This window comes from Bombella pluederhausensis (assembly GCF_026385525.1).
Classification (GTDB): domain Bacteria; phylum Pseudomonadota; class Alphaproteobacteria; order Acetobacterales; family Acetobacteraceae; genus Bombella; species Bombella pluederhausensis.
Genome location: NZ_JANIDY010000005.1, coordinates 47,169 through 72,332, shown reverse-complemented (window position 1 = coordinate 72,332; position 25,164 = coordinate 47,169). Strand labels below are relative to the sequence as shown.

Annotated in this window: 20 protein-coding genes; 10 read left to right on the top strand and 10 right to left on the bottom strand. The window is 57.2% G+C overall.

The annotated features are described in order from the left end of the window. Positions 1-144: 144 nt before the first annotated feature. The 8 genes from NQF86_RS08795 to NQF86_RS08760 all read right to left on the bottom strand — a co-directional run bounded on the left by NQF86_RS08795 (position 145) and on the right by NQF86_RS08760 (position 9,124). Positions 145-567 carry an organic hydroperoxide resistance protein gene (locus NQF86_RS08795; protein WP_266117275.1) on the bottom strand — a complete coding sequence of 141 codons (423 nt, stop codon included), beginning with the start codon at positions 565-567 and terminating at the stop codon, positions 145-147. Between the two features lie 177 nt (positions 568-744). Beyond that, positions 745-2,931, bottom strand: coding sequence for a glucans biosynthesis glucosyltransferase MdoH (mdoH, locus tag NQF86_RS08790; protein WP_266117274.1), 2,187 nt, complete (start codon positions 2,929-2,931; stop codon positions 745-747). Then, the gene (locus NQF86_RS08785; protein ID WP_266117273.1) at positions 2,928-4,463 is read right to left on the bottom strand and encodes a glucan biosynthesis protein; all 1,536 of its coding nucleotides are present in this window, start codon (positions 4,461-4,463) and stop codon (positions 2,928-2,930) included. Before NQF86_RS08785 ends, mdoH begins: the two co-directional genes overlap by 4 nt. A gap of 135 nt (positions 4,464-4,598) precedes the next feature. Next, positions 4,599-5,270 carry a dethiobiotin synthase gene (gene bioD, locus NQF86_RS08780; protein ID WP_266117272.1) on the bottom strand — a complete coding sequence of 224 codons (672 nt, stop codon included), beginning with the start codon at positions 5,268-5,270 and terminating at the stop codon, positions 4,599-4,601. 5 nt (positions 5,271-5,275) lie between these two features. Further along, positions 5,276-6,055 (bottom strand): methyltransferase, encoded by a 780-nt coding sequence (locus NQF86_RS08775; protein ID WP_266117271.1) that lies wholly within the window; start codon positions 6,053-6,055, stop codon positions 5,276-5,278. Next, entirely contained in the window at positions 6,052-6,690 is a 639-nt protein-coding gene (locus NQF86_RS08770; protein ID WP_266117270.1) for an alpha/beta fold hydrolase, read from the bottom strand. Before NQF86_RS08770 ends, NQF86_RS08775 begins: the two co-directional genes overlap by 4 nt. After that, positions 6,687-7,871 (bottom strand): aminotransferase class I/II-fold pyridoxal phosphate-dependent enzyme, encoded by a 1,185-nt coding sequence (locus NQF86_RS08765; RefSeq protein WP_266117269.1) that lies wholly within the window; start codon positions 7,869-7,871, stop codon positions 6,687-6,689. Before NQF86_RS08765 ends, NQF86_RS08770 begins: the two co-directional genes overlap by 4 nt. Next, complete coding sequence (locus NQF86_RS08760) at positions 7,868-9,124, bottom strand: adenosylmethionine--8-amino-7-oxononanoate transaminase (protein WP_266117268.1); 1,257 nt, start codon at positions 9,122-9,124, stop codon at positions 7,868-7,870. The genes NQF86_RS08765 and NQF86_RS08760 overlap by 4 nt, the downstream gene beginning before the upstream one ends. Before the next feature lie 273 nt (positions 9,125-9,397). Between NQF86_RS08760 and NQF86_RS08755 the strand changes: the two genes are divergently transcribed. The 3 genes from NQF86_RS08755 (at position 9,398) to NQF86_RS08745 (ending at position 11,124) form a co-directional block, all read left to right on the top strand. Further along, a complete protein-coding gene (locus NQF86_RS08755) occupies positions 9,398-9,919 on the top strand; it encodes a hypothetical protein (RefSeq protein ID WP_266117267.1) in 522 nt (173 codons plus the stop codon). A gap of 30 nt (positions 9,920-9,949) precedes the next feature. Continuing rightward, positions 9,950-10,498, top strand: coding sequence for a DUF5384 family protein (locus tag NQF86_RS08750; RefSeq protein WP_266117266.1), 549 nt, complete (start codon positions 9,950-9,952; stop codon positions 10,496-10,498). A 74-nt stretch (positions 10,499-10,572) separates the two neighbouring features. Beyond that, a complete protein-coding gene (locus NQF86_RS08745) occupies positions 10,573-11,124 on the top strand; it encodes an invasion associated locus B family protein (RefSeq protein WP_266117265.1) in 552 nt (183 codons plus the stop codon). Between the two features lie 19 nt (positions 11,125-11,143). On the opposite strand, the gene NQF86_RS08740 is transcribed toward NQF86_RS08745, so the two are convergent. Next, positions 11,144-12,631 (bottom strand): protein adenylyltransferase SelO, encoded by a 1,488-nt coding sequence (locus NQF86_RS08740; RefSeq protein WP_266117264.1) that lies wholly within the window; start codon positions 12,629-12,631, stop codon positions 11,144-11,146. A gap of 420 nt (positions 12,632-13,051) precedes the next feature. On the opposite strand from NQF86_RS08740, the gene NQF86_RS08735 reads away from it, so the two are divergent. The 7 genes from NQF86_RS08735 to NQF86_RS08705 all read left to right on the top strand — a co-directional run bounded on the left by NQF86_RS08735 (position 13,052) and on the right by NQF86_RS08705 (position 24,413). Next, positions 13,052-15,202, top strand: coding sequence for a peptidase domain-containing ABC transporter (locus tag NQF86_RS08735; RefSeq protein ID WP_266117278.1), 2,151 nt, complete (start codon positions 13,052-13,054; stop codon positions 15,200-15,202). Then, positions 15,199-16,701 carry an HlyD family type I secretion periplasmic adaptor subunit gene (locus tag NQF86_RS08730; RefSeq protein ID WP_266117263.1) on the top strand — a complete coding sequence of 501 codons (1,503 nt, stop codon included), beginning with the start codon at positions 15,199-15,201 and terminating at the stop codon, positions 16,699-16,701. The genes NQF86_RS08735 and NQF86_RS08730 overlap by 4 nt, the downstream gene beginning before the upstream one ends. 17 nt (positions 16,702-16,718) lie before the next feature. Beyond that, entirely contained in the window at positions 16,719-18,533 is a 1,815-nt protein-coding gene (locus NQF86_RS08725; RefSeq protein WP_266117262.1) for a tetratricopeptide repeat protein, read from the top strand. After that, complete coding sequence (locus NQF86_RS08720) at positions 18,530-21,580, top strand: glycosyltransferase (protein WP_266117261.1); 3,051 nt, start codon at positions 18,530-18,532, stop codon at positions 21,578-21,580. Before NQF86_RS08725 ends, NQF86_RS08720 begins: the two co-directional genes overlap by 4 nt. Positions 21,581-21,658: 78 nt before the next feature. Further along, complete coding sequence (locus tag NQF86_RS08715) at positions 21,659-22,600, top strand: hypothetical protein (RefSeq protein ID WP_266117260.1); 942 nt, start codon at positions 21,659-21,661, stop codon at positions 22,598-22,600. Positions 22,601-22,626: 26 nt separating this feature from the next. Further along, positions 22,627-23,859: a glycosyltransferase gene (locus tag NQF86_RS08710; protein WP_266117259.1), complete on the top strand. Its 1,233-nt coding sequence runs from the start codon at positions 22,627-22,629 to the stop codon at positions 23,857-23,859. Continuing rightward, positions 23,856-24,413 carry a hypothetical protein gene (locus NQF86_RS08705; protein WP_266117258.1) on the top strand — a complete coding sequence of 186 codons (558 nt, stop codon included), beginning with the start codon at positions 23,856-23,858 and terminating at the stop codon, positions 24,411-24,413. Before NQF86_RS08710 ends, NQF86_RS08705 begins: the two co-directional genes overlap by 4 nt. Before the next feature lie 153 nt (positions 24,414-24,566). Here NQF86_RS08705 and dps read toward each other — a convergent pair whose 3' ends face one another. Next, entirely contained in the window at positions 24,567-25,073 is a 507-nt protein-coding gene (dps, locus tag NQF86_RS08700) for a DNA starvation/stationary phase protection protein Dps (protein WP_407652899.1), read from the bottom strand. Positions 25,074-25,164 lie beyond the last annotated feature (91 nt).

Below are 25,164 nucleotides of genomic sequence, written 5' to 3'. Positions count from 1 at the left end.
TCCCCACAACATAAAAATCTGAATACTCCGGGTACCTGATGTGCCTCACGTACGCACTCCATATCCCAAAAATGGGGAAGTGTAATAAGAAAAGGCGCACCCGACAAGGATGCGCCTTTTCTATTTCAGAACAACACAAATCAATCAGATCAGTGTAACAACCGTCTTGATGTTTCCCTTAGTAGCATTGGCGTAAGGACAGACGAACTCTGTCTTCTTCACCAGTTCAGCAGCCTTGGTGCGGTCCATACCTGGCAGGGAGACTTCAATGGCGACTTCAAGGCCGAAACCGCCGTCAGAGCGGGGGCCGATGCCAACGGTTGTCTGCACATGCGTATCAGCCGGAATGCTGATCTTTTCTTCCCCTGCAACGAACTTCATAGCACCGAGGAAACAGGCTGAATAACCAGCAGCAAAAAGCTGCTCTGGGTTATTCCCCTTGCCATCACCACCCATTTCTTTGGGCACACCAAGGTCAACACGGAAGCTGCCATCGGTGGTTTCAGCAGAACCATCGCGGCCCCCGGTTGCACGGGCTGTAGTTTTGTAAACGACATTGATGGACATAAATGCACTCCCAGCCCGTATGGTACAGGCTTTTTTTAGAGGGTTTCCAGATGTCCTCTCAGCTTCACGGAAGCCAATGAAGACGTCTATTTCAGAAATGGGGTGCATGTCTGGGCAGACAATGGGGTCACTGCATAAAAATACATAAGTGACCTCATTGTTACCAAAAGATGATTGTCAGACAGGAGCGTCCTGCTCGCTGTCATCCGTAAGATTGGGAGTGCTCACAGGGAGGTCGGCCAGAATGGCAATATCGCTCGAACAGCTGAGAACAGCCGCTTTTTCAGCCCGTGTCAGGTGTGTCAGAGCGTTCTCCAATGTGCCACTTTCCTGCAATTTCAGCGATCCGGTCAGTAACGGTACGGAAATCGGGTCTCCGGCCTTACGGGGGGCTGGCAGAGTTGCCAGATGGGCATGTCTCAGCTCTGTATTGCTGCGGAGAGCATGGAAGGCTTCCACAATCACCGGGTGAGGATGATCCCGTTCTTCCAGAGCACGTTGGATGATTGGTGGCGGGGCTGTTTCTTCCGGGATGAGCAGAAGGCCTGCCTTGCGGGCTGCCTGTCCGATACGGCTGCTACTGGTCAACCCTACCAGAGGTATGGCCAGAAGAAGCCCGATCAAAACCGGCAGCATCCAAAGGAACAGAGACAGGGACACGGACCATGCCGCTGCACTCAGAATGAGGCCGAACAGGCTGTAGAACCAGTATTTCCGAATGGTATCAGACCATGGAAGGCTTCCATCATCACGGTTTTGGGCCTTCCAGCCAGAATCCCGTCCTGACAGAATAGATAGGATGGCCGATGTCTGGATCAGCATGGCGATCGGGGCAATGAGCGCACCGATCAGCGTTTCCAAAATAATGGACCAGCCAAGCCGCATCACGCCTCCTGCCTGTTCCCGTTCCTTAGGGTCAAGACATATGGCAATGAAGGCCAATGCCTTGGGAGCGAGTAGAACAATCATGGTCTGGATGAAGACGAGCCGGGCCAGAATGGGATCAACCCGTGGCCAGTGCGGATAAAGGCTACGCTGTGTGCTGAAATATTCCGGGTGATAGAAATGAGCCTGCAAGGCAATGAGAATGCCAAAAAGCAGGAACAGCAGCCAAAGCGGCGACATGATGTAGGAGCCAATCCCCACAAGCATATGTGACCGGCTGACCCAGTGCATTCCCTTGGTAAAAAGAATACGAGCGTGCTGGAGATTCCCCTGACACCAGCGGCGGTCTCGCACGGCAATGTCTGTCAGAGAAGGCGGACTTTCCTCATAAGAGCCGCTCAGGCCGGGGACCATATGAATGGCCCAGCCACCACGGCGCATGAGTGCGGCTTCAATAAAATCATGGCTGAGAATATGCCCGCCAAAAGGGGGCTTGCCGGGCAGATGTGGGAGACCGGCCTGCTCCGCAAAGGCCTGTGTGCGGATGATGGCATTATGGCCCCAGTAATTGCCTTCAGACCCATGCCACCAGGCAATACCCTGCGCAATCAGGGGGCCATAGACACGCCCGGCAAATTGCTGCATCCGGGCAAAAAGTGTCTGCCCTCCCACGATGACGGGCAGGCTCTGAATGAGACCGACCTGCTCATGCTGCTCCATGGCGGCAGCAAGACGGACAATCAGCCCGCCATCCATGAGACTATCCGCATCAAGGGTCAGCATGGCCGGATAAGCACCGCCGAAGCGTGTTACCCAGTCACCAATATTCCCCGCCTTGCGGTCGGTGTTCTTGAAGCGGCGGCGATAGAACAGGTGCTTCCGAGCATAATCCTGCTTATGCAGGTCAAGAATAGCCTGTTCTTCCTGCACCCAGATATCCGGGTCAGTCGTATCGGAGAGGATGAAGATGTCAAAATGCTCTCCCCGTCCTGTCTCTTGAAGGCTCTTGAGCATGGCCCGGAGATTGATCATCACCCTCTGGGGCGGCTCGTTATAGGTCGGGAGCAGAATAGCGGTCTTGCTGTGTAGTTCTGGCAAGGGGCCGGTACGGCGGATGCCAAGCCCCAGCCCGCCATGACGCAGCATGGCCCAGAACCCTCCTATCGCTGAGGCGCAGGAGAGGGAAATCCAAAAGCTGAGAATGCTGAACAGCCCCAGCATGATGATCCCAAGCGTGCTTGTTCCCAGCGAGTTGAAGACGGCATTGATCTTCACCACGCTATAGCCAGTCAGCAGAAAGGCTGTGCCGAACACGGCCAGCCGCCGCAGCCAGAGCAGCGTGGGGGTTGTCGGGAGCCACCAGAAGGACCGGCCATGACGGTCCGGTGCCTTATGGAGGTCCTGTACCGGCATGGTCAGGGGAGATTCAGGGGGAAGAAAGCTGTTTTGTTGCGTATCGGGGCGTGTCATCTGTCTCATGGGGTCCAGCGGTACAGCCATGTCTCGGAAACAGGGCCCTGTGCATTGGCCAGCTGCACCTGTAGCTCACAGAGCTTTGCGGTGCCGGGTGTGAGCTGGAAGAAGGCACGTACACCATTAATCTCAGGGTTGGGCATAATGGCTGTGGTTTCGACCGTCCCGGCTGATGTCTGGGCGATCAGATGATAGGCTGTGTCATTCGGCAGAGTGCGGAATGGTTCGCCATCAAAATCCAGCACAAACTGAACCTTGTCAGGATGATCCGTCACAGCCCCAACACGGGTATCATGGATACGGGCCAGATGGGTCGGCCATGGCGTATCCCAGCCCCAATACATGCGGTAGGTGAAGTTGTAGCTCTGCCCGGCCTTCATGGGCTTCTGCGGGCGCCAGAAGGACACGATGTTGTCGTTAACCTCGCTGGGGGTGGGGATTTCCACCAGATTGACGCTGCCTTTGCCCCAGTTGCCAACAGGCTCCACCCAGAGGGAGGGGCGCTTTTCGTAATGCAGGGCGAGGTCTTCATAGTCATGGAAAGACCGTTTGCGCTGCATTAGCCCGTAACCGTAAGGCCCCGCATCACTGAAGGAAGAAAGCTGAAGATCGGTTGGGTTTGTCAGGGGGCGATAGATGTTCTGGCCAGCGCCTGTCCATATCTGGAGGGCCTCGCTGTCATGGGCAGCAGGCCGCCAGTCATTCACATGCACCCGGTCATTGGCATCGAAATAATACATGCCTGTCAGGGGGGCGATCCCGCCAGCTGTGATATCAACACGAGGGAAGAAGGATGACTGGACATCAAACAGTGTTGTCTCGCCCGGGCGGATGGTGAAGCGGAAAGCCCCTGTCAGAGATGGACTGTCCATGAGTGCATGGAGGACGAGGGACTGGCTGTTTGCCGCGGGCTTTTCCAGCCAGAAGGCTCGGAAAACGGGAAACTCCTCCCCCGTGGGGGTGCCGGTATCTTTGGCGAACCCGCGGGCGGACAGACCATAATTCTGCCCCTTGGCCACAGCCCGGAAATAAGATGCCCCAAGGAAGACAGCACATTCTTCCATAACGCCCGGCTGATTGAGGGCATAGCGGATGCGCAGCCCGGAGAAGCCTGTTTCGGCGCTGACATTCAGTGAGGGGTCTTTGCTGCTGAACATGTCTGTTGTGCAGGAAACGGGACGGGCTGTCCCATCCTTGACCTCAAAGACATCAACTTTCTGCTTGTAGAGATACCCACGGGGAAAGAACTCAATGTCGAAAGCGAGGTTATCCTGCTTCCAGAGTGTCTTCTCCATATTAAACTGGATGGATGAGAACTGGTCGAACGTCATATGCGCCAGCGCATCCGGCAGGTCCTTGGGGGGTGCCTGATAGCTTTTGCTGGCCAGATTTTGCGCCAGAGTGCGGACGGTGCTGTCATCAAAACGTGTCGGGGCGGTATCTTCTGCCTGTGCTTTTAGGGAGCGTCCTCCTGCAAGCGTCAGTCCGATGCCAAGCCCTAGACCTGTTTTTACAAGTTCACGACGATGCATTTTCATAATGAGATTTAAAAACCCTGTCAGTCTGTAATGTGGACCCTGTCTAGCCCGCAATCGAAGGGTGGGGGAATGGTATTTTCATGGCAGGCTACATTAAAAATATGTAGTTTTCTGTCCGTTAAGAGAGACTTATTTTTACCATAGTCTTTTCCATGAAGGAATCTGCGCTGCTATCTGGTTGATATCTTTTGCTTCAGGTGCGGATGGTAGGGCAGGGATATGGTGGAGCGCACGGCACTGGCCCAGCCGCTCCAGCGTCTGGCTGTTCTGAGGGGATGCCGGCCCGTTGGTGATGAATCCTAGCACGGGAATCCCCCGCTGATACAGGGCTTCCAGACTTAGTAGCGTATGGTTGATCGTCCCCAGCCCGCTCCGTGTGACCAAAATGACGGGGAGGTTCAGACGGGCAATGAGATCAATCATCAGCATCTCATCTGTGAGGGGGACCATAAGCCCACCCGCTCCTTCCACGATCAGAGGGGCATGTGGGCAGTCAGGCAGGGTGAGGCGTTCGGGCTCCAGCGTCACGCCTTCCAGAGCACTGGCAGCCGCCGGGGACAGGGGGGCCTGAAGAGCGTAGGTTGGCGGCAGGATATGGTCGGCAGGCAGGCCAGTCAGATGCTGGACGGTGGGTGTGTCGCCTGTTTCTTCGGCAAGGCCGGTCTGAAAAGGCTTCCAGTACGTACCCTTCCATGCCTTTGTCAGGATGGCACTGGTGAGGGTCTTGCCAATGCCGGTATCTGTCCCGGTGATGAACACACCTTTGGGGGCGGCCTGTGGCAGAGGCGGCGGAGAATGAAGCAGCATGGCAGTCAGTGTCCTTTCTGGAAGAAGCCGAAGGCGGCCTGATAGGTCACATGGTCGAAATGACGGTCAAAATGACGTATGGCTCTGCGGAGGTCCGTGGCCGGGCGATGGTCCCTGCGTGGCAGGGAAGCCCCGATCATGCGGAGGCCCTTTAGAAAGTGCCGTGCCGAAGGAGCCGGGTCATGTAAGCTATGGGTTTCCCATATCCCAGAGCCACCCGGAGGCCAGTCTTCCTGAAGATGCATGGGAGAGGGATAATCCGGCACGCCACAGGGGATAGCGGCGGCCTCACAGCTTTCCTGCCATTCATGCAGGCTCCCTTTCAGGAGGGTACTGACCATCAGCCATCCGCCGGGGCGTAGGAGAGAGGTCAGGCGGTGGAAGGCTTTGGCCCGGTCTTCAAACCACTGGAGGCAGAGGCTTGAGGTGATGAGATCGAACCCATCATCTGGTCTTCCCTGTGGCTGCGGGTTTTCCCCATCCATGACATAAAGATGCACGGTTGCCGGAAGGGGAGCCAGATGCTGGCGGGTACGTTCCAGCATGGCGGGGGCAATGTCCGTAAGGTGGAACTCTGCATCCGGGAAGGCAGATACAAGGTCCCGGCTCAGCAGGCCGGTGCCGCAGCCAAACTCCAGAATCCGGCAGGGGGACTGTGTGGCATGGCGTTGGCGGATACGCTCGGCCAGCATCTGGGCGCACTGTTTCTGAATGGCCGCAGCCTGTTCGTACTCATGGGCGGCATCAAAACGGGCGGCGATGTTGGTCTTGCGGTTATCCGTCATGCAGAAGGTGTGTCCCTGATGATGCGTTTCAGAAGGGCGGCACAGTCCTGCGGATGGGTGAGTGGTAGCAGGTGCCCGCCGGGCAAGGTAATGCCGGGGACATGTGGCCCCAGCCCATTTCTGGCTGGGGATAGCGGGTCATCCGGGCTGTGCAGACTATGAAGCCGCCCGCCCCAGCGCGGCAGGAGAGAGCGATGGTCCATGCTGGCCAGTGTGCTGAGGCCCGCCTTCAGGGCTTCACGATTCACTGTGGCAGGCAGGGCGGGATCAGTTTCACCACACATCTGGCGGAACTGATGCAGGACAGTTTCTGGCTGGCGGTCCAGCTGCCGGATCATGCGCTGGAGGATGCGTTCCGGCACGCCCTTCGGAAAGTCTTCGGCACTGGTGAAGCGGGCAAAGCCATTGATGCTGATGAGGCCGAGACAGTGGGGTGAGTCCAGAGCCAGAAGGGAACAGGCCCCGGCAGAATGCCCTATAGCCCAGAAGGGTGTTTCCGGCAGGGCAGGGCGTGAGGCAGGCCCGAAATAACCAGCATCCTCACAGACATGCCGTAACTCTGACAGATGGCTCCGCAGGGGCGCCCAGAAGCTGGCATCATAGCCCCAGCCATGAAGGAAATAGAGTGTTGTCATCGGGCGGTCACACTCCGCAGGCTGTCCAGCAGGGCTTCACCCAGCTGGTCTATGGTGGAGGCGGAAAGACGACTTTCCAGAGCGATCCGCAGGCGGGCTGTGCCGGGCGGGACGGTAGGCGGGCGTATGGCGATACTGAGGAAGCCTTTTTCTTCCAGAGAGCGGGCGACATGAAGGGCCGTCTCGCTTTCTCCGATCATGATTGGGATGATCTGCGTGCTGGACTTGCCGGTCTTCCAACCTGCGTCATTGAGCCGTTGGCGCAGCCGTTCGGCCTGATGCTGGAGGTGTTGGCGTTCAGCTTCCAGAGAGGGGACGATCTCAAGGGCGGCATCCAGTGCCCCGAGGCAGGCGGGCGGCAGAGCTGTGCTGTAAATGAGACCGGAGGCCTGATTGACCAGATAATCGCAAAGGGCCTGACTTCCTGTTACGAAAGCCCCCATGCCGCCAAGGGCTTTACTGGCGGTACTCATGGTGATGTCCGCCAGCCCGCTGGACAGGCCGCATCCTCCCGGTCCCAAAACGGCAGTGGCATGAGCTTCATCAACATAGAGAAAGGCCCCGTACTGGTCTGCCAGTTGACGCAGGGCGGGGATGTCGGCGCGGTCTCCATCCATCGAGAAGACGCTCTCGGTGATAATGAACTTGAGGCCTTTCTGGTCGGCATGGCGTTCCAGCAGGGCTTTTAGATGGGTAAGGTCATTATGGTGGAAGCGTATCTGCCGCAGTCCGGCGGCCATGCAGCCATGATGAAGGCTGGCATGATTCAGGCGATCCATGAAGATGATGGCTGAATGGCCCGCCTGTTGGCGGGACAGATGATTGAGGGCTGGGAGCAGGGAGGCATTGGCCTGCCATCCGCTGGCAAAGAGCAGGGCAGCCTCGCTTTTCTTGAAGCGGGCCAGTTTTTCTTCCAGCTGTGTGTGTAAGGGCAGTGTGCCGCTGACAAGGCGGGAGGCTCGTGCGCCCGTACCGTAGCGTTCAGCCCAGTCTGCTGCCCGTTGGCGGAGTAGGGGATGGTCCGCAAGGCCAAGATAGTCATTGGAAGTGACATCAACCAGCCTGCGCCCGTTGCGGAGCAACGCACCGCCCTGCCGTTCCACGGGGACAAGATGGCGGCGCGTATGCTGGCGGTCACGCTCATCTAGGGCGGACTGAAGGGCGGACTGGAAGGCGTTCATCCCAGATGGTCCTTCAGGACATGATGGATGCTGCTGGTTAATTTGCTCAGTTCATCGGGTGTGATGGTGAAGGCGGGTGTAAGATAGACAATGCGCCGGAAGGGCCGCACCCAGACGCCTCGTTCGATGAAGGCCCGTTTGAGGGCTTCCGGGTCATCCAGCCTTTCCAGCTCCACGACACCGATGGCTCCCAGAACACGAACATCCCGTACGCCGGGCAGTGAGCGGCAAGGTTCCAGTTCTGCGGTCATCTGGGCATTGATGGCCTGAACCTGCTCCAGTCGTGGCTCCTGATCGAACAGGTCCAGCGAAGCATTGGCTACGGCACAGGCCAGAGGGTTGGCCATGAAGGTCGGGCCATGCATGAGAGCGTGCAGTGGATTGTCTGACAGAAAGGCTTCGAATACGTGCTTCCGGGCAATGGTAGCGGCGAGGGGCATGGTGCCGCCTGTCAGGGCTTTGGAGAGAGTGACAATATCTGGCGTGATACCGGCCTGCTCGCAGGCAAAGAAGGTGCCTGTCCGCCCGAAGCCCGTGAAGATTTCATCAATGATGAGCAGGATGCCATGTTCATCACAAAGACGGCGGAGGTGACGGAGGGTTTCCGGTTCATGAAAGAGCATCCCACCTGCGCCCTGCACGAGTGGCTCGGTGATAATGGCCGTAATTTCGTGGCTTCGTTCGGTGAGCAGGACCTCCAGCGCCGCCAGTGTCTCTGGTGTGGTGGGGAGGTCGGCAATGATCTGCGGTGTCAGGGCGTCTCCGAAAAGGCGATGCATTCCTTCTTCCGGGTCGCAGATGGCCATCATGGCCAGCGTGTCGCCATGATACCCGCCCCGGAAGGAGAGAAGTCTGTGCCGTCCTTCCTGCCCCTGATTGAGCTGGTATTGGATAGCCATCTTGGCAGCGACCTCCATCGCCACTGACCCTGAATCCGTGAAGAAGACCCGTTCCAGATCACCCGGCAGCCGGTCTGCCAGACGCCGGGCCAGCGTCATGGCGGGCTGATGGACCATGCCGCCGAACATGACATGCGGCATCGTTTCGGCCTGCTGGATGAGGGCCTGCCGGATATGGGGATGATTATAGCCGTGGCAGGCTGTCCACCATGAGGCGATGCCATCAACAAGGGTTCGTCCGTCTGCAAGGGTGATGGTGCTGCCGGAGGTGGCAGCGGCTTCTACTGGCAGGGGGGCTGTCTGCATCTGGCTATAGGGTAGCCAGAGATGAGGGAGGGAGCTGGCAGTGGTCATGAAGATGTGTCCGTCTGACAGTCAGGGGGGAGTGTGCAGAGGTTCACTATCGGACCCGTGATGTCCCGTAAAGGCGGAAGGGCAATCAAGGATTGGGGAGGCCGGGGTTAAGTTTTGCAAAAATCTAACTTGACGATGGGGTTCCTGTTTCTGGAATAAAGGGACGCTCGTGCGCTCCCGATGATGTCATTGAGAGTGATCTGTCTGTAATGGAAGGTTTTTTGCATAGTCCTGTGCGTGTCGTGGCAGGCTGTTCTAAAGAATGGAGAGACCATGTTGAAAATTCGTGGCCTGATGGCTGTCATGATCGTGCCTTTTCTGGCTCTTGGTGCCTGCACGACGCCGGGTCAGGAATCACGCCCGGACGTGTATGATCAGTCACAGGTCAATACGATACAGCGGGGCCGTGCTGTGCAGATCATTTCCATTTCTGCCGCAAAGGTGAATGTGGATAATTCGCGCAATCGGCAGACTGCCAAGATCATTGGTGGTATTCTGGGGGCAGCGTTGGGTAGTGGCCTTGCTGTCGGTGCGGGCCATGCGGGCTGGGGTGGTGGTCTGGCCGCCGGTGCTGGTGGTGCCATTGGTGGGACCATGGTTGGCGGGCAGGCTGTGGGGGATCACACGCTCGTCAATGGTGTGACCATTGCCTATCAGGACCGTGCGGGCGGCGATGTTCTTCTGTCCACACAGGTGGGACGGACCTGCGAATATCAGCCGGGGACGGCCTTGCTGGTCTCGACTGGCGATAATGGGACCCGTGTTCAGCCTAATGCGGCCTGCCCGAAGCGGTAAGGGGTAGCCCCGGCTGAAAAGGAGGATGAAATGGTGCGTCTTTACGGGAGGAATGTCAGCCTGCTTTGCCTGATGATGGGCGTGGTGGTTGTTTCCGATGTTGGATCATCAGCTCGTGCACAGGCTACGGACCCCGCCCAGCTGGAACAGCTTGGGCGGATTCAGGATAGTCAGGATCAGCGCCGTGTTGCTCTGGAAGCTGCTCAGCAGCAGGCTGCCCAGCAGGCGGCACGACAGGCGCAGTTGGCGCAGGAGCGTCAGAGGAAGCAGGCAGCCGCCAGTGCAGCCCGTGCCGCTGCCGCCCGGAATGCGCAGGAATCCCGTGATACCACTGACTGGGAGGATGAGCGCCGCTATCGTGAAGCCAGCCGGGCGCTTGCGCTGAAGGAGCAGCAGCTCAAGATTCAGATGATGGAGACCCGTGCCAATCGAGAGAGTGACTTCATCAATACTGATCTTGCTCAGAAGCAGGCGGAAACGGATCATCTGGTCCAGAGCTCACAGGGTGATGAGAAGCTGAAGTCCGATATTGGTGAAGCGACCAAGATGAGCCAGCGCCATTGGTGGGAAGGCCACTGAAAGGCTGGTGATACGCGGGGTTCTGTGATCTATTGGCGCCCGATTGATGAGCAGCTGTGCAAGGCAGGAGAAATATGGGACGAGGCATGAAGGCATTGCGGCGTTTGGGAGGGCTGTGTGGCCTGCTGGCTCTGTGTGCAGGGGCCACAGGTCATGCGGCATCCAGCCTGCCCGGTGGCGTCAGCAGCTTGCAGGAGCGCTATCAGGACTGGCGGGTTCTTTGTCATGTATCAGATGGGACGAAGGATGCGCCGGGTGTCCAGTGCTATATGGTCCAGCAGGCTCTGGATAGCCGGACCCGCCGCCGTGTGATGAGTGTCCGTCTTGAGCCCGATGGCGTGCAGGTGCGTGGTGTGGCGACTGTTCCTTTCGGTCTGGATTTGGTCCGTGGTTTGACGCTGACCAGTGATATCCAGCCTGTGGGAGATAGCTATTCCTTTTCCACCTGCCTGCCCACGGGGTGCCTCGTTCCGCTTTCTTTTGATGATCAGCAGTGGAATACGTTGCTGAAGGAGGAGAAGGCCACCTTCACAGCCATGACCTTCTCCGGCCAGCCGATGAAGCTGGCCTTCTCCACGAAGGGACTGGCGCAGGCCCTTCAGCGTGTCCGCACCCTTATGCAGTAAGGGCCTGCCCTTTCGGATATCAGGTGCCGCAGAATGTATGGCGGACTTCTTCATGGGGGAGAGGAGCGGCCTCCAGCCCGTCATCCGCCTCGGCAAAGGGTGTCTTTAGAGCTTCGTGCAGGGCGTGGAAGGGCTGATAGTTGCCATGCAGGGCTTGAGTCAGCACGGCCTCTATCTGATGGTTGCGTGGTATGAGGCGTGGGTTTGTGGCCTGCATGGTTTGTTGCCGTGCGCTGGGCGAGCGTTTTTCAAGCGTCAGGCGGTGCAGGATTTCTGTCCGGCACAGGTCGAAATGGCCTCTGTTCCCGGGGAAAAGCTCCCGTAAGGGGGCGTAATTGCCTTCTATGGCGACAGTGGGTGAGCCCATCATGCGGAAGGCATTGGTGAAATCGGCCTGCCCGGTATGCATGGTCTCCAGAATATGCTCCAGAAGGCGGATGTCATGCTCGTCCTGTTCTTCCAATCCCAGCTTACGGCGGAAGCCGGCTAACCAGTGGTGATGAAAGAGACGGTCGTAGCTATGTAGGGCCTCCTGTGCCTGCTCAATGGCTTTGTCGTCATCGTCATCAAAGAGTGGAAAGAGACATTCTGCCAGTCGGCTGAGATTCCAGAGGGCAAGGGCAGGTTGGCGGCCATAGGCATAGCGACCGTCTTTGTCGATGAAGCTGAAATGCTTCATCGGGTCGAATTGATCCATGAAGGCGCAGGGACCATAATCCAGCGTGTCGCCAGAGATGGCGCAGTTGTCCGTATTCATCACGCCATGGATGAAGCCAACTTCCATCCAGCGGGCCACAAGTCGGGCCTGCCGTTCGATGACCTGTTGCAGGAATATCAGGTAGCGTTCCGGCTCATCGGCAGGAATATCGGGGAAAAGGCGCTGGATGGCAAGATCGGCAAGCTGCCTTACATGGTCCAGCCCTCCATGAGCTGCCGCATATTGAAAGCTCCCGACCCTGATATGACTGTGGGCTGCCCGCACAAGCAGGGCTCCGGGAACGGGACCATCGCTGCGTTCCACCATCTCACCCGTGGTGAGTACGGCCAATGCTCTGGTGGTGGGGATGGACAGGGCATGCATCGCCTCACTGACAAGATATTCCCGCAGAGCTGGCCCTAACGTGTTTCGACCATCGCCATTACGGGAAAAGGGGGTCAGACCAGCTCCTTTTATCTGGAGCTCCATGAGTGAGCCGTCTTCATGCTGGCAGTCTGCTATGAGAATGGCCCGCCCATCCCCTAATGAGGGCACGAAATGGCCGAATTGGTGCCCGGCATAGGCTGTTGCGACAGGTCCATGGGGTGGGTTGTTTTTATGCTCAGGCAGGGCGCCACGGGAGAGAAAGGCCAGCCCAGCCGGGGACTGAAGCCAGTCCACATCCAGGCCAAGCTGACGGGCCAGAGATTCATTCAGGGCAATGAGTTGGGGGGCCGGTGGTGCAGTAGGTGTAACTTTTCGGTGGAAGAACTCAGGCAGGGCCGTGGCATAATGAGGGGGAACAGGCATGAAGGGCAGTTTCCGGTATCTGACATGAGGGTATGGGCCTTTCAAAAGGCCGGATCGTTTTTTCCAGATGGGGAGATGGCTGGAGGAATGGAAGGGGAAAAACCGGAACAGGCCGATAGGCCAGAGCCTGCAGGCGGTGGGAAAAAGAAGGAGCAACGGTGCCTGCGCCCTTGCTGTGCCACATAACTGCTTATAGATTCCTGCATGATGCGGTAGAACAGGGCGTGAATTCTGAAGCGCCCTGATATGGGTGACGAGACAAGATAAGGATATTCTGTGGAGAACCAGCCTCCAACTGGCGACCAGTCTTCCGGGCGGAATGCTGGGGGCCGTGAGTCCAACGCCCATGGGGCGGAGCGTAACAGTGCAGGGCAGCAGCCTCAGCGTGTGAGCCCTGTCTATATCCGTCTGCGTGCTGTCATGGCGGCAGCCCGGTACCATGGGATTGAGCTGGACCTGCGGGACTTTGCAGCAGAACCCGGCGAGGATTCACCCTCTCCCGCGACCCTTGTTCGCTGGTTGCGGGAATATGGTGCTGTCGCCAAAGGGATGCGCTTGCGCTGGCGCTATCTTGTCAAGCTGGGCTTCACGCCGCCTATCGTGCTGTTGTTCCGTGATGGTTCTGCCGGCCTGATGGTCCGTACGGACCCGGAAAAAGGCATCGTCTGGCTGAGAGACCCGCTTAAGGGTGAAGGGGAGCCGCCTGTCCCGATTGATGAGCTGCGACTGATGCAGCTCTGGACGGGCGATGCTGTCCTCATCAAGCGGCGCAGTGATGAATCAGAGGCTGATGCCAATTTTGATTTTCACTGGTTTGCCCGGATGGTTCTCCGAGAAAAGAAGGGCCTGAAGGACATTCTTTTCTCCTCCATGGTGCTTAGTGTTCTGGGGCTTTTCCCGGCTCTGATCGTCATGCAGGTGGTGGATCGTGTCATCAATTACCGCTCCATGGCCACGCTGATCTCCCTGACGGGTTTTGTGGTTATTCTCAGCCTTTATGAAGTGTTGTTGACCTATGCCCGGCAGGAATTGACGCTGGTGGTCACGACCCGTCTTGATGCCCGTATTTCTCTGCATGCGTTCAACCGTCTTCTGGCCCTGCCACTGGAGTTTTATGAGCGCCAGCAGGCTGGTGAGGTGCTGGGACGGTTTAACTCCATCTTCAAGGTGCGTGACTTCATGACCGGGCAGGTGCTGAACACCCTGTTGGATATGTTCATGCTCCTGGTTGTTATGCCCGTGCTGTTTTACATGAGCTCGACCCTGGCTTGGTTGACCCTTTTGGCAGCTGCAGCGATCGGGTTGATCGTGGTCATCATGTTGCCTGTGGTTAGCCGGGTGGCGGGGAAGATGATCCGTGCCGAGATGCAGCGAGGCGCTACACTTTACGAAACAGTAGCTGGTATCCGCACAGTCAAAACGCTGGCGTTGGAGCAGACACGGCGTGCGGAGTGGGATGAGCGTACGGCCATTGTAATTCGCTGGCGTCTGGCCTCTCAGCGTCTGGCGAATCTGGTCAGCACGATGGTCCAGCCGATCAATATGTTCATCAACCGGGGTATTATTCTGGTGGGTGGCTATCTGGTGCTTGTGGATTCCAATACCATGCAGGGCGGTGCGCTCATGGCCTTCATGATGTTGGGTGGTCGTGTTGCCTCACCGCTGGTCAGTTTGGCTCGAATTATGGAGTCCCTTAATGAAGTGACTGTGTCTCTGGGGGAGGCAGGGGCTGTGCTCAACCAGCCCACGGAAACCTATGCTCTGACACATGGTATGCGCCCGCCCATCAAGGGGGCGTTGAGCTTCACAAACATCAACTTCACTTATCCGGGCGGATCGAACCGTGCCCTTTCGGATGTGAATTTTGAGGTGCCTGCGGGGACCATGCTGGGCCTTGTCGGGCGTTCAGGGTCGGGTAAATCAACCATTACCCGTCTTCTTCAGGGCGTTAGCCGTGAGTATCAGGGGTATCTGCGTCTTGATGGGGTCGATCTGCGAGAGATCAACCTGCATTATTTGCGCCGGTCTTTCGGTGTGGTGCTTCAGGATAACTTCCTGTTCCGTGGTACCATTCATGACAATATTACTGCCGGGCGCCCCGGATTGACTCTGGATGATGTTGTTCGGGCCGCTCGTCTGGCCGGGGCCGAGGAATTCATCGAACGGATGCCGGCTGGTTATGAAACATGGATTGAAGAAGGCTCGACCAATATTTCCGGCGGGCAGAGGCAGCGTTTGGCGATTGCCCGTGCCGTCATTTCTGATCCCAAACTCATGATTCTCGATGAGGCAACATCGGCTCTTGATCCAGAATCTGAGGCTTTGGTGAACGCTAACCTGAAGAATCTGGCCAAGGGGCGTACGATGGTGATCGTGTCGCACCGTCTGTCCTCTCTGGTGGATTGTGACCAGATTGCCGTGATGGATAAAGGGCGTGCCATTGATATCGCACCGCATGAAGTTCTGCTTGAGCGCTGCGATGTGTATCGGACCTTGTGGCTGCAGCAGAACCGTCATCTTGAGGCAGGCGGTTCAGAACCGTCTGATCGTCCAGCAGGAGGGCAGGAATGATGAGCGAGAAAGAGCCAATCAGCACCGGCCCTGCGCAGGAGAAAGAGCCGCAGGTTAAAGGGTCTGCGCCTGCCATGGAGGAGGGGGATAATAATCGGGGGCCTCGCCGGGCCGATGATCCGTTTGCCCCTGATGACATGCCTGTTGCTCTGTTGGAGTTCCATTCCCCTACGCTGGGTATGGTCAACATGCCCATGACGGCATCAGCCCGTTATATCGTATGGCTCGTAGGGTCTCTGGTGCTGGCATCTGTTGCTGCGATGGGGCTGTTCCCTGTCAATAAGGTCGTAACCGTTACGGGGCGGATCATTTCGACTGCTCCAATTGTGGTTGTTCAGCCTGTGTCGGAAGGGCGTGTCCGCTCTATCAATGTTGCGGTGGGTGAGTACGTTCACAAAGGGCAGGTGCTGGCCAGACTTGATCCGTCACTGAGTGATGTGGACATGGAAAATCTGTCTTCGCAGATGCTGTCCATGCAGGCGGAAGTTGCCCGTCTGAAGGCACAGGCTGCCGGGCTGGAATATCATGCGGACATGAATGTCCCTGCCTCTATCCAGCAGGCTCAGGTCTTCCTGCAGATGCAGGCGGATTATCAGGCTCATATACAGGATTTTGACCGCCGCATTGCGGGCATGGAGAATGATCTTCAGGCGGCTAGAGGCAATGCCGCCATGTATGCCAGCAAGCTGAAGGTTACACAGGCTGTGCTGGACATGCGTGAGCGTGAGCAGAAGGAAGCCGTTGGGTCACGTCTGTCTACCCTTGGGGCGCAGGATGCCGTGATGGATACCGAGCGGGCCCTGATTTCTGCCCAGCAGACAGCTGGTGGAACGCAGAACCGTCTCACAGCCCTCAAAGCCATGAGGGAGAGTTATATCCAGTCATGGAAGACGGGTATTTACAGCCAGCTCGTAGCCGGGGAGCGCCGATTGGATCAGTTGCGCAGCAACTATCGTAAAGGGCGTGTGGAGCAGAAATATATTGATCTGCGTGCTCCTGAAGATGGCATTGTTCTGACAATCGCTCCTATCTCGGTCGGTTCGATGGTAGCCCCGTCTCTACGGGTAATGACATTGGAGCCGACCAATACTGGTCTGGAGGTGGAAGCCATCATGAGTCCGCAGGATGCTGCTTATGTGCGGCAGGGCCATCATGCGGTCATCAAATTTGCCAGCTTCCCTTATCCACAATATGGCGGTGCAGAAGGGACAGTCCGTCTCATCAGTGCTGATACGTTCCTGCCGCCCGAAATGGTGGAGGGTAATATTCGTGCCGGGATTGATCCCTCTGCTCTCATGCAGGGTAGCGGGGCCGCCATTTTCTATCGTGTTCGATTGAAGATTGATAAATATACCCTGCATGGACAGCCTTCTTTCTTCCATCCCAGTGCGGGTATGCCTGTGACATCTGATATTGATGTCGGTAAGAGAACCATTCTGTACTATCTGTTCAGCCGTGCCGTACCGATGGCAACGGATGGTATGAGAGAGCCTTCTTAAAGGAGGGGGCCAGTTCCATGGTACGCAGGTTTGCGCTTTTCGATTCTGTAACCCGCAAGCTGAATCGTGCGAAGCGGCTTCAGGATGAGGGGAAGGCACCGCAGGCTTTCTCCCTGCTGGCAAAGATGGCACGTTCCGGCGTGCCAGAGGCCGCTTACAGGGTCGGGCAGTGCTATCTGTCTGGTCAGGGCACGCCCTCCTCATTGGAAGATGGTGCCCGTTGGACATATCAGGCAGCGCAGGCGGGGATCAGTGAGGCGTGTTTTACGCTGGCGACCCTGTTTGCCATGGGTGTTCCCAAAGGGTTTGATCCTTCTTTGCCTGCTTCGGGTGGGGATGGTCTTTACGGGCGTTACGACCGTGAAGAAACGGAAGATTATCAGCCGGACTTCTCTCAGGCCCGCTTCTGGGCAGAGAAAGGCGCCGAGGCGGGGCATGTCGAGGCGCAGGCTCTGCTGGGGCATATTTTCAATCATGGGCCTGATGAGATTCAGGACCGTGAAGCGGCCCGGCATTGGTATGGTGAAGCTGTACGGGGCGGCTCGTTACAGGCGGCTCTGGGGCTGGGGCTTATCCTGCTGGATGAAGCGACCGATGATGACCAGAGAGCCCATGCCATGGCTCATCTTCAGCGGGCGGCTGAAGGAGGAATCGGTCTGGCCAGTGCGGCCATGGGCTGGATTTATGAGCATGGTGCCTGCGGGCAGGAGCGGGATGCCGGCAAGGCGGCGCGCTGTTACCGTATGGCCGCCGATCAGGACATTCCTTCAGCGCAGGCCCGTTATGGGTTGATGCTCCTGAAAGGGGTGGGGGTTGAAACCAATGTCGTGCAGGCAGAAAGCTGGTTGCGGCGGGCCGCCTATGGTGGCGATGCTGAAGCGGCGGCTCTGCTGGGCGATTTGTATATTCGAGGGGAGGATTTCCTTCGGCGTCCAGCGGAGGCAGCCCGCTGGTATGAGTTTGCTGCCGAGCAGCAGCATACGCCCGCAGCCCGTGTTCTGGCCGTGCTGTATCTGACGGGCACGGGCGTCATACGGGATGAAAAGAAGGCAGCCTATTGGTTCAGCCACGCGGCTGCGCTGGGCGACCGTCACGCTGATGCAGACCTTGGCAATCTGGTGCTGGCGGGTGTGGCTCATCCTGAGGAGGAGCAGAAGAACCTCCAGCAACGCCTTAGGGTGCAGGCTGAAGGGGGTGATCTGCTGGGAGCGTTCAATCTGGGCGTCTGTCTGGCGCAGGGTGTTGGTGGCAGTTCGGACGAGGCTAAGGCCTTCTACTGGTTGGGACTGGCACGAGAAGGTGTTGTGAACGCCCAGTATTGGTATGGTCGTATGTTGTTTGAGGGCCGTGGTGTGGCCATGGACCAGCAGAGCGGCCTGATATGGATGGATAAGGCGGCCCGTCAGGGTATGCCGGAGGCCTGTGCAAGCGTGGCTCAGGTGCTGGTAACGGGGCAGGTTGGGGGCGTGAAGGATCATGCCCGTGCGCTGGAGCTTTACCATCAGGCGGCGGACGCTGGCTTGCCAGAGGCTTATTTCTCGCTGGGCGCCATGTATGGCGGTGGTCACGATGTCCCGGCCGATGTGCCTCGTGCTCGTGAGTGTTTTGAGGAAGCGGCGCAGCGTGGGCATGGTCTGGGTCAGATGATGCTGGGGCGTTATCTGATGAAAGGTCTGGGCGGCGAGGAAGACCGGGAGCAGGCTCGTTACTGGCTTCAGCAGGCTGTCCGTCAGGGTATCCAGCAGGCACAGCATCTTCTGGATAGTTTAGACCGGCCCTCTGAACATGAAGAATCATCGGTCGATACGGTAGAAGATAAGACTGACCCGTGAGAGGGCAGGCCAGCTTCATTCCGGGATATGGTCGTTTTTATCGGCCTCAGGATGAGGTTCGTTGGAAAATCCGGCATATGCAGGAGATCCAGCAGACCTTTGAGCGAGGGCTGGCCTCTTTGAAGCAGGGTGAACGGAGCGATGCCCTGTTCTGGTTGCAGCGTGCGGAACGTCTGTCGGGCCGGGACGATAATATCAGCTTCACTTGTGCCATGATTCTTCTGGAGAGCGGTGCGGTCCGGCAAGCGCTGCCCCGGCTTGAAGCATTATGGGCCCGTTATGGAATGCGGGAGGCCGGGCTGGCTCTGGCGGGGGGCTATTTGCGCTGCGGTGAGCCTGAAGCCGGAAGGCGCATTATGGGGCAGGTTCTGTCTCGTAACAGCATGACAGCGGCCCATCATACGTTGGCGGATAGCTTGTCTTTTCCTGCCGGGTTGCCGGGTTGGGCTGTACTCTCCAATGAAGGAACCCTGCGTCTTCGTGTCACTGGAAATGCTGTGGTGGGTCTGGATGGCAGGACGGTGGGGACGGTGCCCGCAGGTGTTCATGACCTGTCCCTGATGATTTCGGAGGATACAGGGCCGTGGTGGCAGGGGCAGACTCTTACCATAAGCTGCGCTGGGCAGCCTGTGCTGGGGAGCCCGATTGACATACAGGCCGTCATACGCTGCCAGTCTCTGGTGATGGCGGAGGAAAGGGGTGTCCGGGGCTGGCTATGGTATCCGGGAGAGCCGGATTTTCTGCCTTCCATGTGGATTGAAGGTCATGAAACGGCCTTTCAGGTTGAGGGGCTGGCGGAGGATTTTAGCAGTTCAGCTCTCTTGCAGCGGCCTCGTGGTTTTTCCCTGCCCTATGAAGATTGGCCTCAGCTTGCCGGTAAATCGACCAGTTTTTATGACCAATATGGGCGCCTTCTGTTGGGGGCTCCGCTTGATCCGGTTTTAATGACCCTGATGCAGCACCCTCGCCCAGCAGGGAGTGTTCGGAAGGGTTGGACGGTGCGGGGGTGCCGAATGCCTCGAAAAGGGGCTAAATCTTCCACGATTAAAAAAGTAGCCTGCCACGATGATGAGGCAGGCTGTGCCATCATCATACCTGTCTGTCGGGATGAGATGATGGTGCGGGCGTGTCTGGAACGTGTTCTTGAGACAGTTCCTGCATCATGCAGACTTATTATTGTAGATGATGCGTCCCCTGAAAAAGGCTTGCAGGATTATCTGGCTGGTCTGGCCCGGTGTGGACGGGGCTGCCTGCATCGGCATGAAATCAATCGTGGGTTTGTGGCCAGTATCAATACTGGCCTGACATACGTGCCTGCCGGGTGGGATGTCATTCTGCTGAATAGTGACACGCTGGTATCTGGTAGCTGGGTGGAGCGTCTCCTGCGCTGGATACGGCATGAAGGTGCCGGAACGGTCACGCCTTTCTCTAATGCAGGTGGGCTGACATCCTATCCGAAGCGGGACCGTGACAATCCTGCTCCAGACCCGGCTGATGTGGCGGAGCTGGACAGAATGTTCCAGCTTCAGGCGCAGTCCGAACGGCCTGTTGTGGCATTGCCAACGGCGAACGGGTTTTGCATGGGGATATCAGCATCCTGTCTGGCTGCCGTGGGGCTGTTGAGGGGAGAGTATTTTGCTCAGGGCTATGGGGAGGAAAATGATTTTTGCCTCCGTGCCAGTGAAGCAGGCTTTACCCATTTGGCGGCTGTGGATGTGTATGTTCTGCATCACGCTCATGGGTCTTTTGGGACAGGTGCCGCCCCGCTGCTCCAGCGTAATCTGGATATACTGAACCGTCTGTATCCCGGTTATGATGCAGCCATCCAGCGTTGGAAGGATGGAGACCCGTTGAAGGATTTCCGGCGTCAGCTGGATTGGCGGCGCCTTCGGCAGTATCGGATGCAGTTTTCCGGGGCGGTTGTATCGTTTCAGCACCGGGGTGGCGGTGGGGTGGCGCGCGCTGTGCGGGAGCAGGCGGCCAGGCTGGCCCGGGCGGGCATTCTGCCAATCATTCTGGAGCCTACGGAAACAGGGTGCCGGGTTGTCAGCCTTGTTGTGGCGCTGGATGTGCCGAATCTTATGTTCGTTCTCCCAGAGGAACAGCCCGTTTTACTGAGTTTTCTAAGGGAAATGGGCGTACAGCATGTGATATGGCATCATATGCTGGGGCATGAGAGGGGCCTGCGGACTCTGCACCGGCAGCTAAATGTCCCTTATGACATCTACGTGCACGATCATGTCTGGTTCTGCCCACGTATTGCTTTGTTGGATGAGCATGGCCGCTATTGTGGGGAGCCTTCCATGGCAGGGTGTAGGGCCTGCCTTTCCAGAGGAAAATTACAGGTGGATGAGGGGATGGACCTGCCCGCTTATCTGTCTCGTTCGGCAGAGGAGCTGAAACAGGCTCGCCGGGTTGTGGCGCCGTCCAGAGATGCCGCTCATCGGCTAGAGCGGCACGTGCCGGATGTGGGGCCCATTGAGATCGAGCCGTTGGAAGATGACCGGCAGATAAGGGCTGGTTCCCCCCCCGTGAGGAGTGGATGCCCCCCGACAGAGGAAAGACCGCTGCGTATAGTCGTTTTGGGGGGAATTAGCCGGTGGAAAGGGTATGATGTTCTGCTGGCGCTGGCCCAGCATGTTCAGAAGAATAATCTTCCATTACGCCTGATTCTGATCGGTGGAACTCATGATGATGAAACCTGCCTGAAAGCAGGAATTGAAGTAACGGGTTCTTATGAAGATGATGATGTCTTGTCACTTCTTGAGATGTCTGGTGCTGATATTGGATTTGTACCATCAATTGCTCCAGAAACATGGTGCTATACTTTGGGGTGGTTGTGGAGGGCTAAACTAGCTGTTGTCGGGTTTGATATTGGGGCATCTGCCGAGCGTATCCGGCAGGCAGGTCCAGATTGGGGGCGTGTTGTGCCGTTAGGGCTGCCAGTAGACCGTCTTGTTAAGATTTTCCTAGAAATGGGATGTCGAGATGAAAACAGAAAAGTGAAGAAGAAGGGATATTTTGCAGAACGCATTAAAATCAGCTAAGATTACAGAGACATTCTAAGAAAATTTGTGCATAAGCGCCTTGCGCTTCTGCAAGACTTACAGGCAGCTGGAGAGAACATGCCAGAAACAGATAAGGAACAGCCCCGTCATCGTATTGTGGACCTGAAAGCGGGTGCTCACGTGATGACGCTGGATGCCGGTGTTTTCTGTGTGTTCCATGCACCTGGTCAGAAGGAGGCAGGCCCGAGCGGACTGCCAGGTGTGCGTATTTCCCGTGCTCCGGGTGTGCCTGAGGATGCTGTGGAGGTCGTCACTTTCATGGCTGATGGGTGGATGGGCGCCGCAAATAGTGCAGCACTGGTGCGGGTGCGGCGTGGCCCTGCTGGTGTGATGGTGACAACCTATCAGGATAATCAGACAGGTGAAGCGCCCCGCCTGCAGGTGATCCGTCTGATTGGTGGTGTTCCGGTTGAGCCGAAGGCTGGTAGTGATGCTGCCAAGGCCAAGTCTTCTGATAGCCGTATTTCCGTTTCCGGTGCCATGAGCGATACAGGCCGTGAAATCATTGCGCATATCCAGCGGCGTGGTGATGTGGGCGTGGTCGCGGGTGAGTGGATCGGTCAGGGTGGCAGTAAGCGCTGGATTGAGGGCTTCTCTATTCAGCCTGAAGGGGCCATCCAAGCAAAAGATGTTGAATATCAGGCTGTTCTGGGGCGTGGGTGGCTGTCACCTTGGGCCGAAGGGGGGCAGTTCTGCGGGTCCCGTGGTATGTCCCTGCCCATTCTGGGGCTGCGTGTCCGGCTGAAGGGGGATGTGTCCCATAAATGGACCGTTCGGCTGACAGCCTGCTTTACCGATGGAACAGAAGTCGGGCCGGTTGAAGGGGGTGAAGAAGCCCTTCAGGCAGAAAGCCTTGCTCCTCTGGAAGGATTCCGGTTGGAGTTTGTTCCTCTGGATGGTGGTGAAAAGAAAGACGATAAGGATTCCGCCAAGGCTGGGCGCAAGTCGGCGCAGGGAAGTGGTCAGAAAGACGCTTCTCCCCGTTCTGACAAGGAGTAACAGCCAGAAACTGGCCGGGGGGAACGGTGCGTTTTCTTTTTGTTCATCAAAGCTTCCCGGCACAGTATGCCCATATGGTGGCACATCTTGCCCGTAAACCGGAGCATGATGTCGTCTTTCTTACTGCGGGCAAGGGGCCGGATATTCCCGGTGTGCGCCGGGTTCTGTACCGCCCGCCGGAGATGAACGGGGATGCTGTGCATCCTTTTGTTAGAGAGTTCGATCACGCCATACAGCGGGCAGAGGCTATTGCCGCTGTAGCCCGCTCTTTAAAGGATTTGGGGTTTGTCCCGGACATCATTATCGGCCATCACGGTTGGGGAGAGTTGCTGAATCTTGATTCAGTGTTTCCCGGTGTGCCGCTATTGGGATATTTCGAGTTCTATTACGGTGTGGAAGGACGAGACATAGGTTTCGATCCTGAGTTTCCCATGCCGGAACAGCCGGAACTGCTGGTCCGGTGTAAAAATGCCGTCAACCTTCAGGCTTTGGCTGGTCCGGGACAGGGGCAGACTCCGACCTGTTTTCAGCGGGACACATATCCCCGTTGGGCATGGGACAAATTATCCCTTTTGGATGAAGGGGTTGATCTGGAGCTATATCGGCCCAATCCCCAATTGAGGAAGAAGCCTTTCCGGTTGGGTAATATTACCATTGCTCCTTATGAGAAGCTGGTGACATATGCGGCGCGTAATCTGGAGCCCTATAGAGGGTTTCATAGTGTGATGCGTGCCCTGCCGGCTTTGATGAAGGCACGGCCGGACTGTCAGGTGATTCTGATGGGGCGGGAGGATGTCAGTTATGGTCTGCCTCCTGCTGGTGGTGGCAGCTGGCGGGAGACCATACTGAAGGAGCTGGAAGGGAAGCTGGATCTTTCCCGTATTCACTTCGTTGGTTGGCTGGAACGCGAGCAGATGATTCGTGTTCTGCAGCGTTCAGATGCTCATATTTATCTGACCTATCCGTTTGTGCTGTCATGGTCTTTGAGGGAGGCCATGGCGATAGGCTGCCCGCTTGTAGCCAGTGATACGGCGCCGGTAAGGGAATATCTTGAGCATGAGAAAACGGCGCTGATGGTACCTTTCCTTCAGCCCGAAGCGATTGGAGAGGCCATTCTGCATCTCTTGGAGACCCGGAGTCTTGCAGAAAGGCTGAGCCATAATGTGCGTCAGCGTGCGGAAAAACTATTGGATATGAAGCAGTATTTGGCCCAGTATGAGGCGCTGGTATGCAGGATGACAGGCCGGGAGACGATATGATGATGCCAGAGATGGACAGTGCCGCTTTACAGGCGCTGGTAGCGGGATGGATTGTCAAGAAATCCGCTTCTTCTGCGCCGCAGAGGGTGGGGGCGGTAGAGTGCGAGCAGTTGGCGGAAGCTGCGCAGCGTAGCTGGCTGGCTTCACAGGAGGGGCATGATCGGGCTGCACAGAACGCTCTGCGGGATATGACACGCGAGTGGATTGTTCAGCGTGAGCGGGGCAGCCTACCGGGGCGTCTGTTGGAAGAAGATTTTCAGGCTATCATGGAGAGCCTGAAGCTTGTCAGGCAGGAGGTCGAACCCCCACCGGCTGTTTCGCAGCCAGAACAGCCAGAACAGCCAGAACAGCCAGAACAGCCAGAACAGCCAGAAGAAGCCGCTTCTGTCCCAGCCCCAGCTGAGCAGGAAGAAAAGGACTGGCGGCCTGATTACATGCCAGCCGAAGTCGGTCCCGGTAGTAATGATGTGCTGGAAGATGGCCGGCTGGTGCGGGATGTTCTACGGGATGACCCGTTCTATTTTGCTCGGCTCCATCTGGCCCTTTCTCTCTAAGGGAACGTGGAGTCTGGGGTTGATGGGGGCGGTATTTACCGTCCCCTTTTTTGGTGGATGTATTGAGAAAATATCTCAACCTAAAAAAGGCACGCCCCTGAAAGAGAGCGTGCCTTTTTAAGAAAGGGGGCATAAGCCCCCATTTCTGTTCTCTTAGCGAGGACCAGCTTCAGCCTGCAGATGAGCCTCAAGGAACCAAAGGTTCTTGTCCAGTCCGCGGGAGATTTCGGTGAAGATGTCGGATGTATCTTCATCGCCAGCTTCTGCCGTCACCTTGATGGCTTCACGGATCTTGTTGGCAACAACGCCATAGCGCTCGGCCAGAGCCTTGATGTGATCCATGACGGTGTAGATGTCTGTCGGGTACGGAGCGCAGTTTGTGTGACGATGCACATTCTGCACGGTACCGAGAGCTACGCCACCCAGCTGGACAGCACGCTCAGCTGCTGTGTCCACAAAGCCATCCAGACCGCCGCGGAAGCCATCCAGCATCTCATGCACACCAATGAAGTTGACGCCTTTGAGATTCCAGTGAGCCTGCTTGGTCACCAGTGCCAGATCGATCAGATCAGCCAGACGGGCATTCAGGGTCTCGATGGACACGGCCTTCGTGTTGTCTGGCGTGTTGTTGCTTGTGGGGTAATGATTGATCTTGCTCATCATATCGCTCCTTCGTGATGTCCTTCCCCTCGGCAGGGAGGGGAAGGAAGGCTTGGAAACCGGATGGGACTCCCTCAGGTTTCCTTACCCG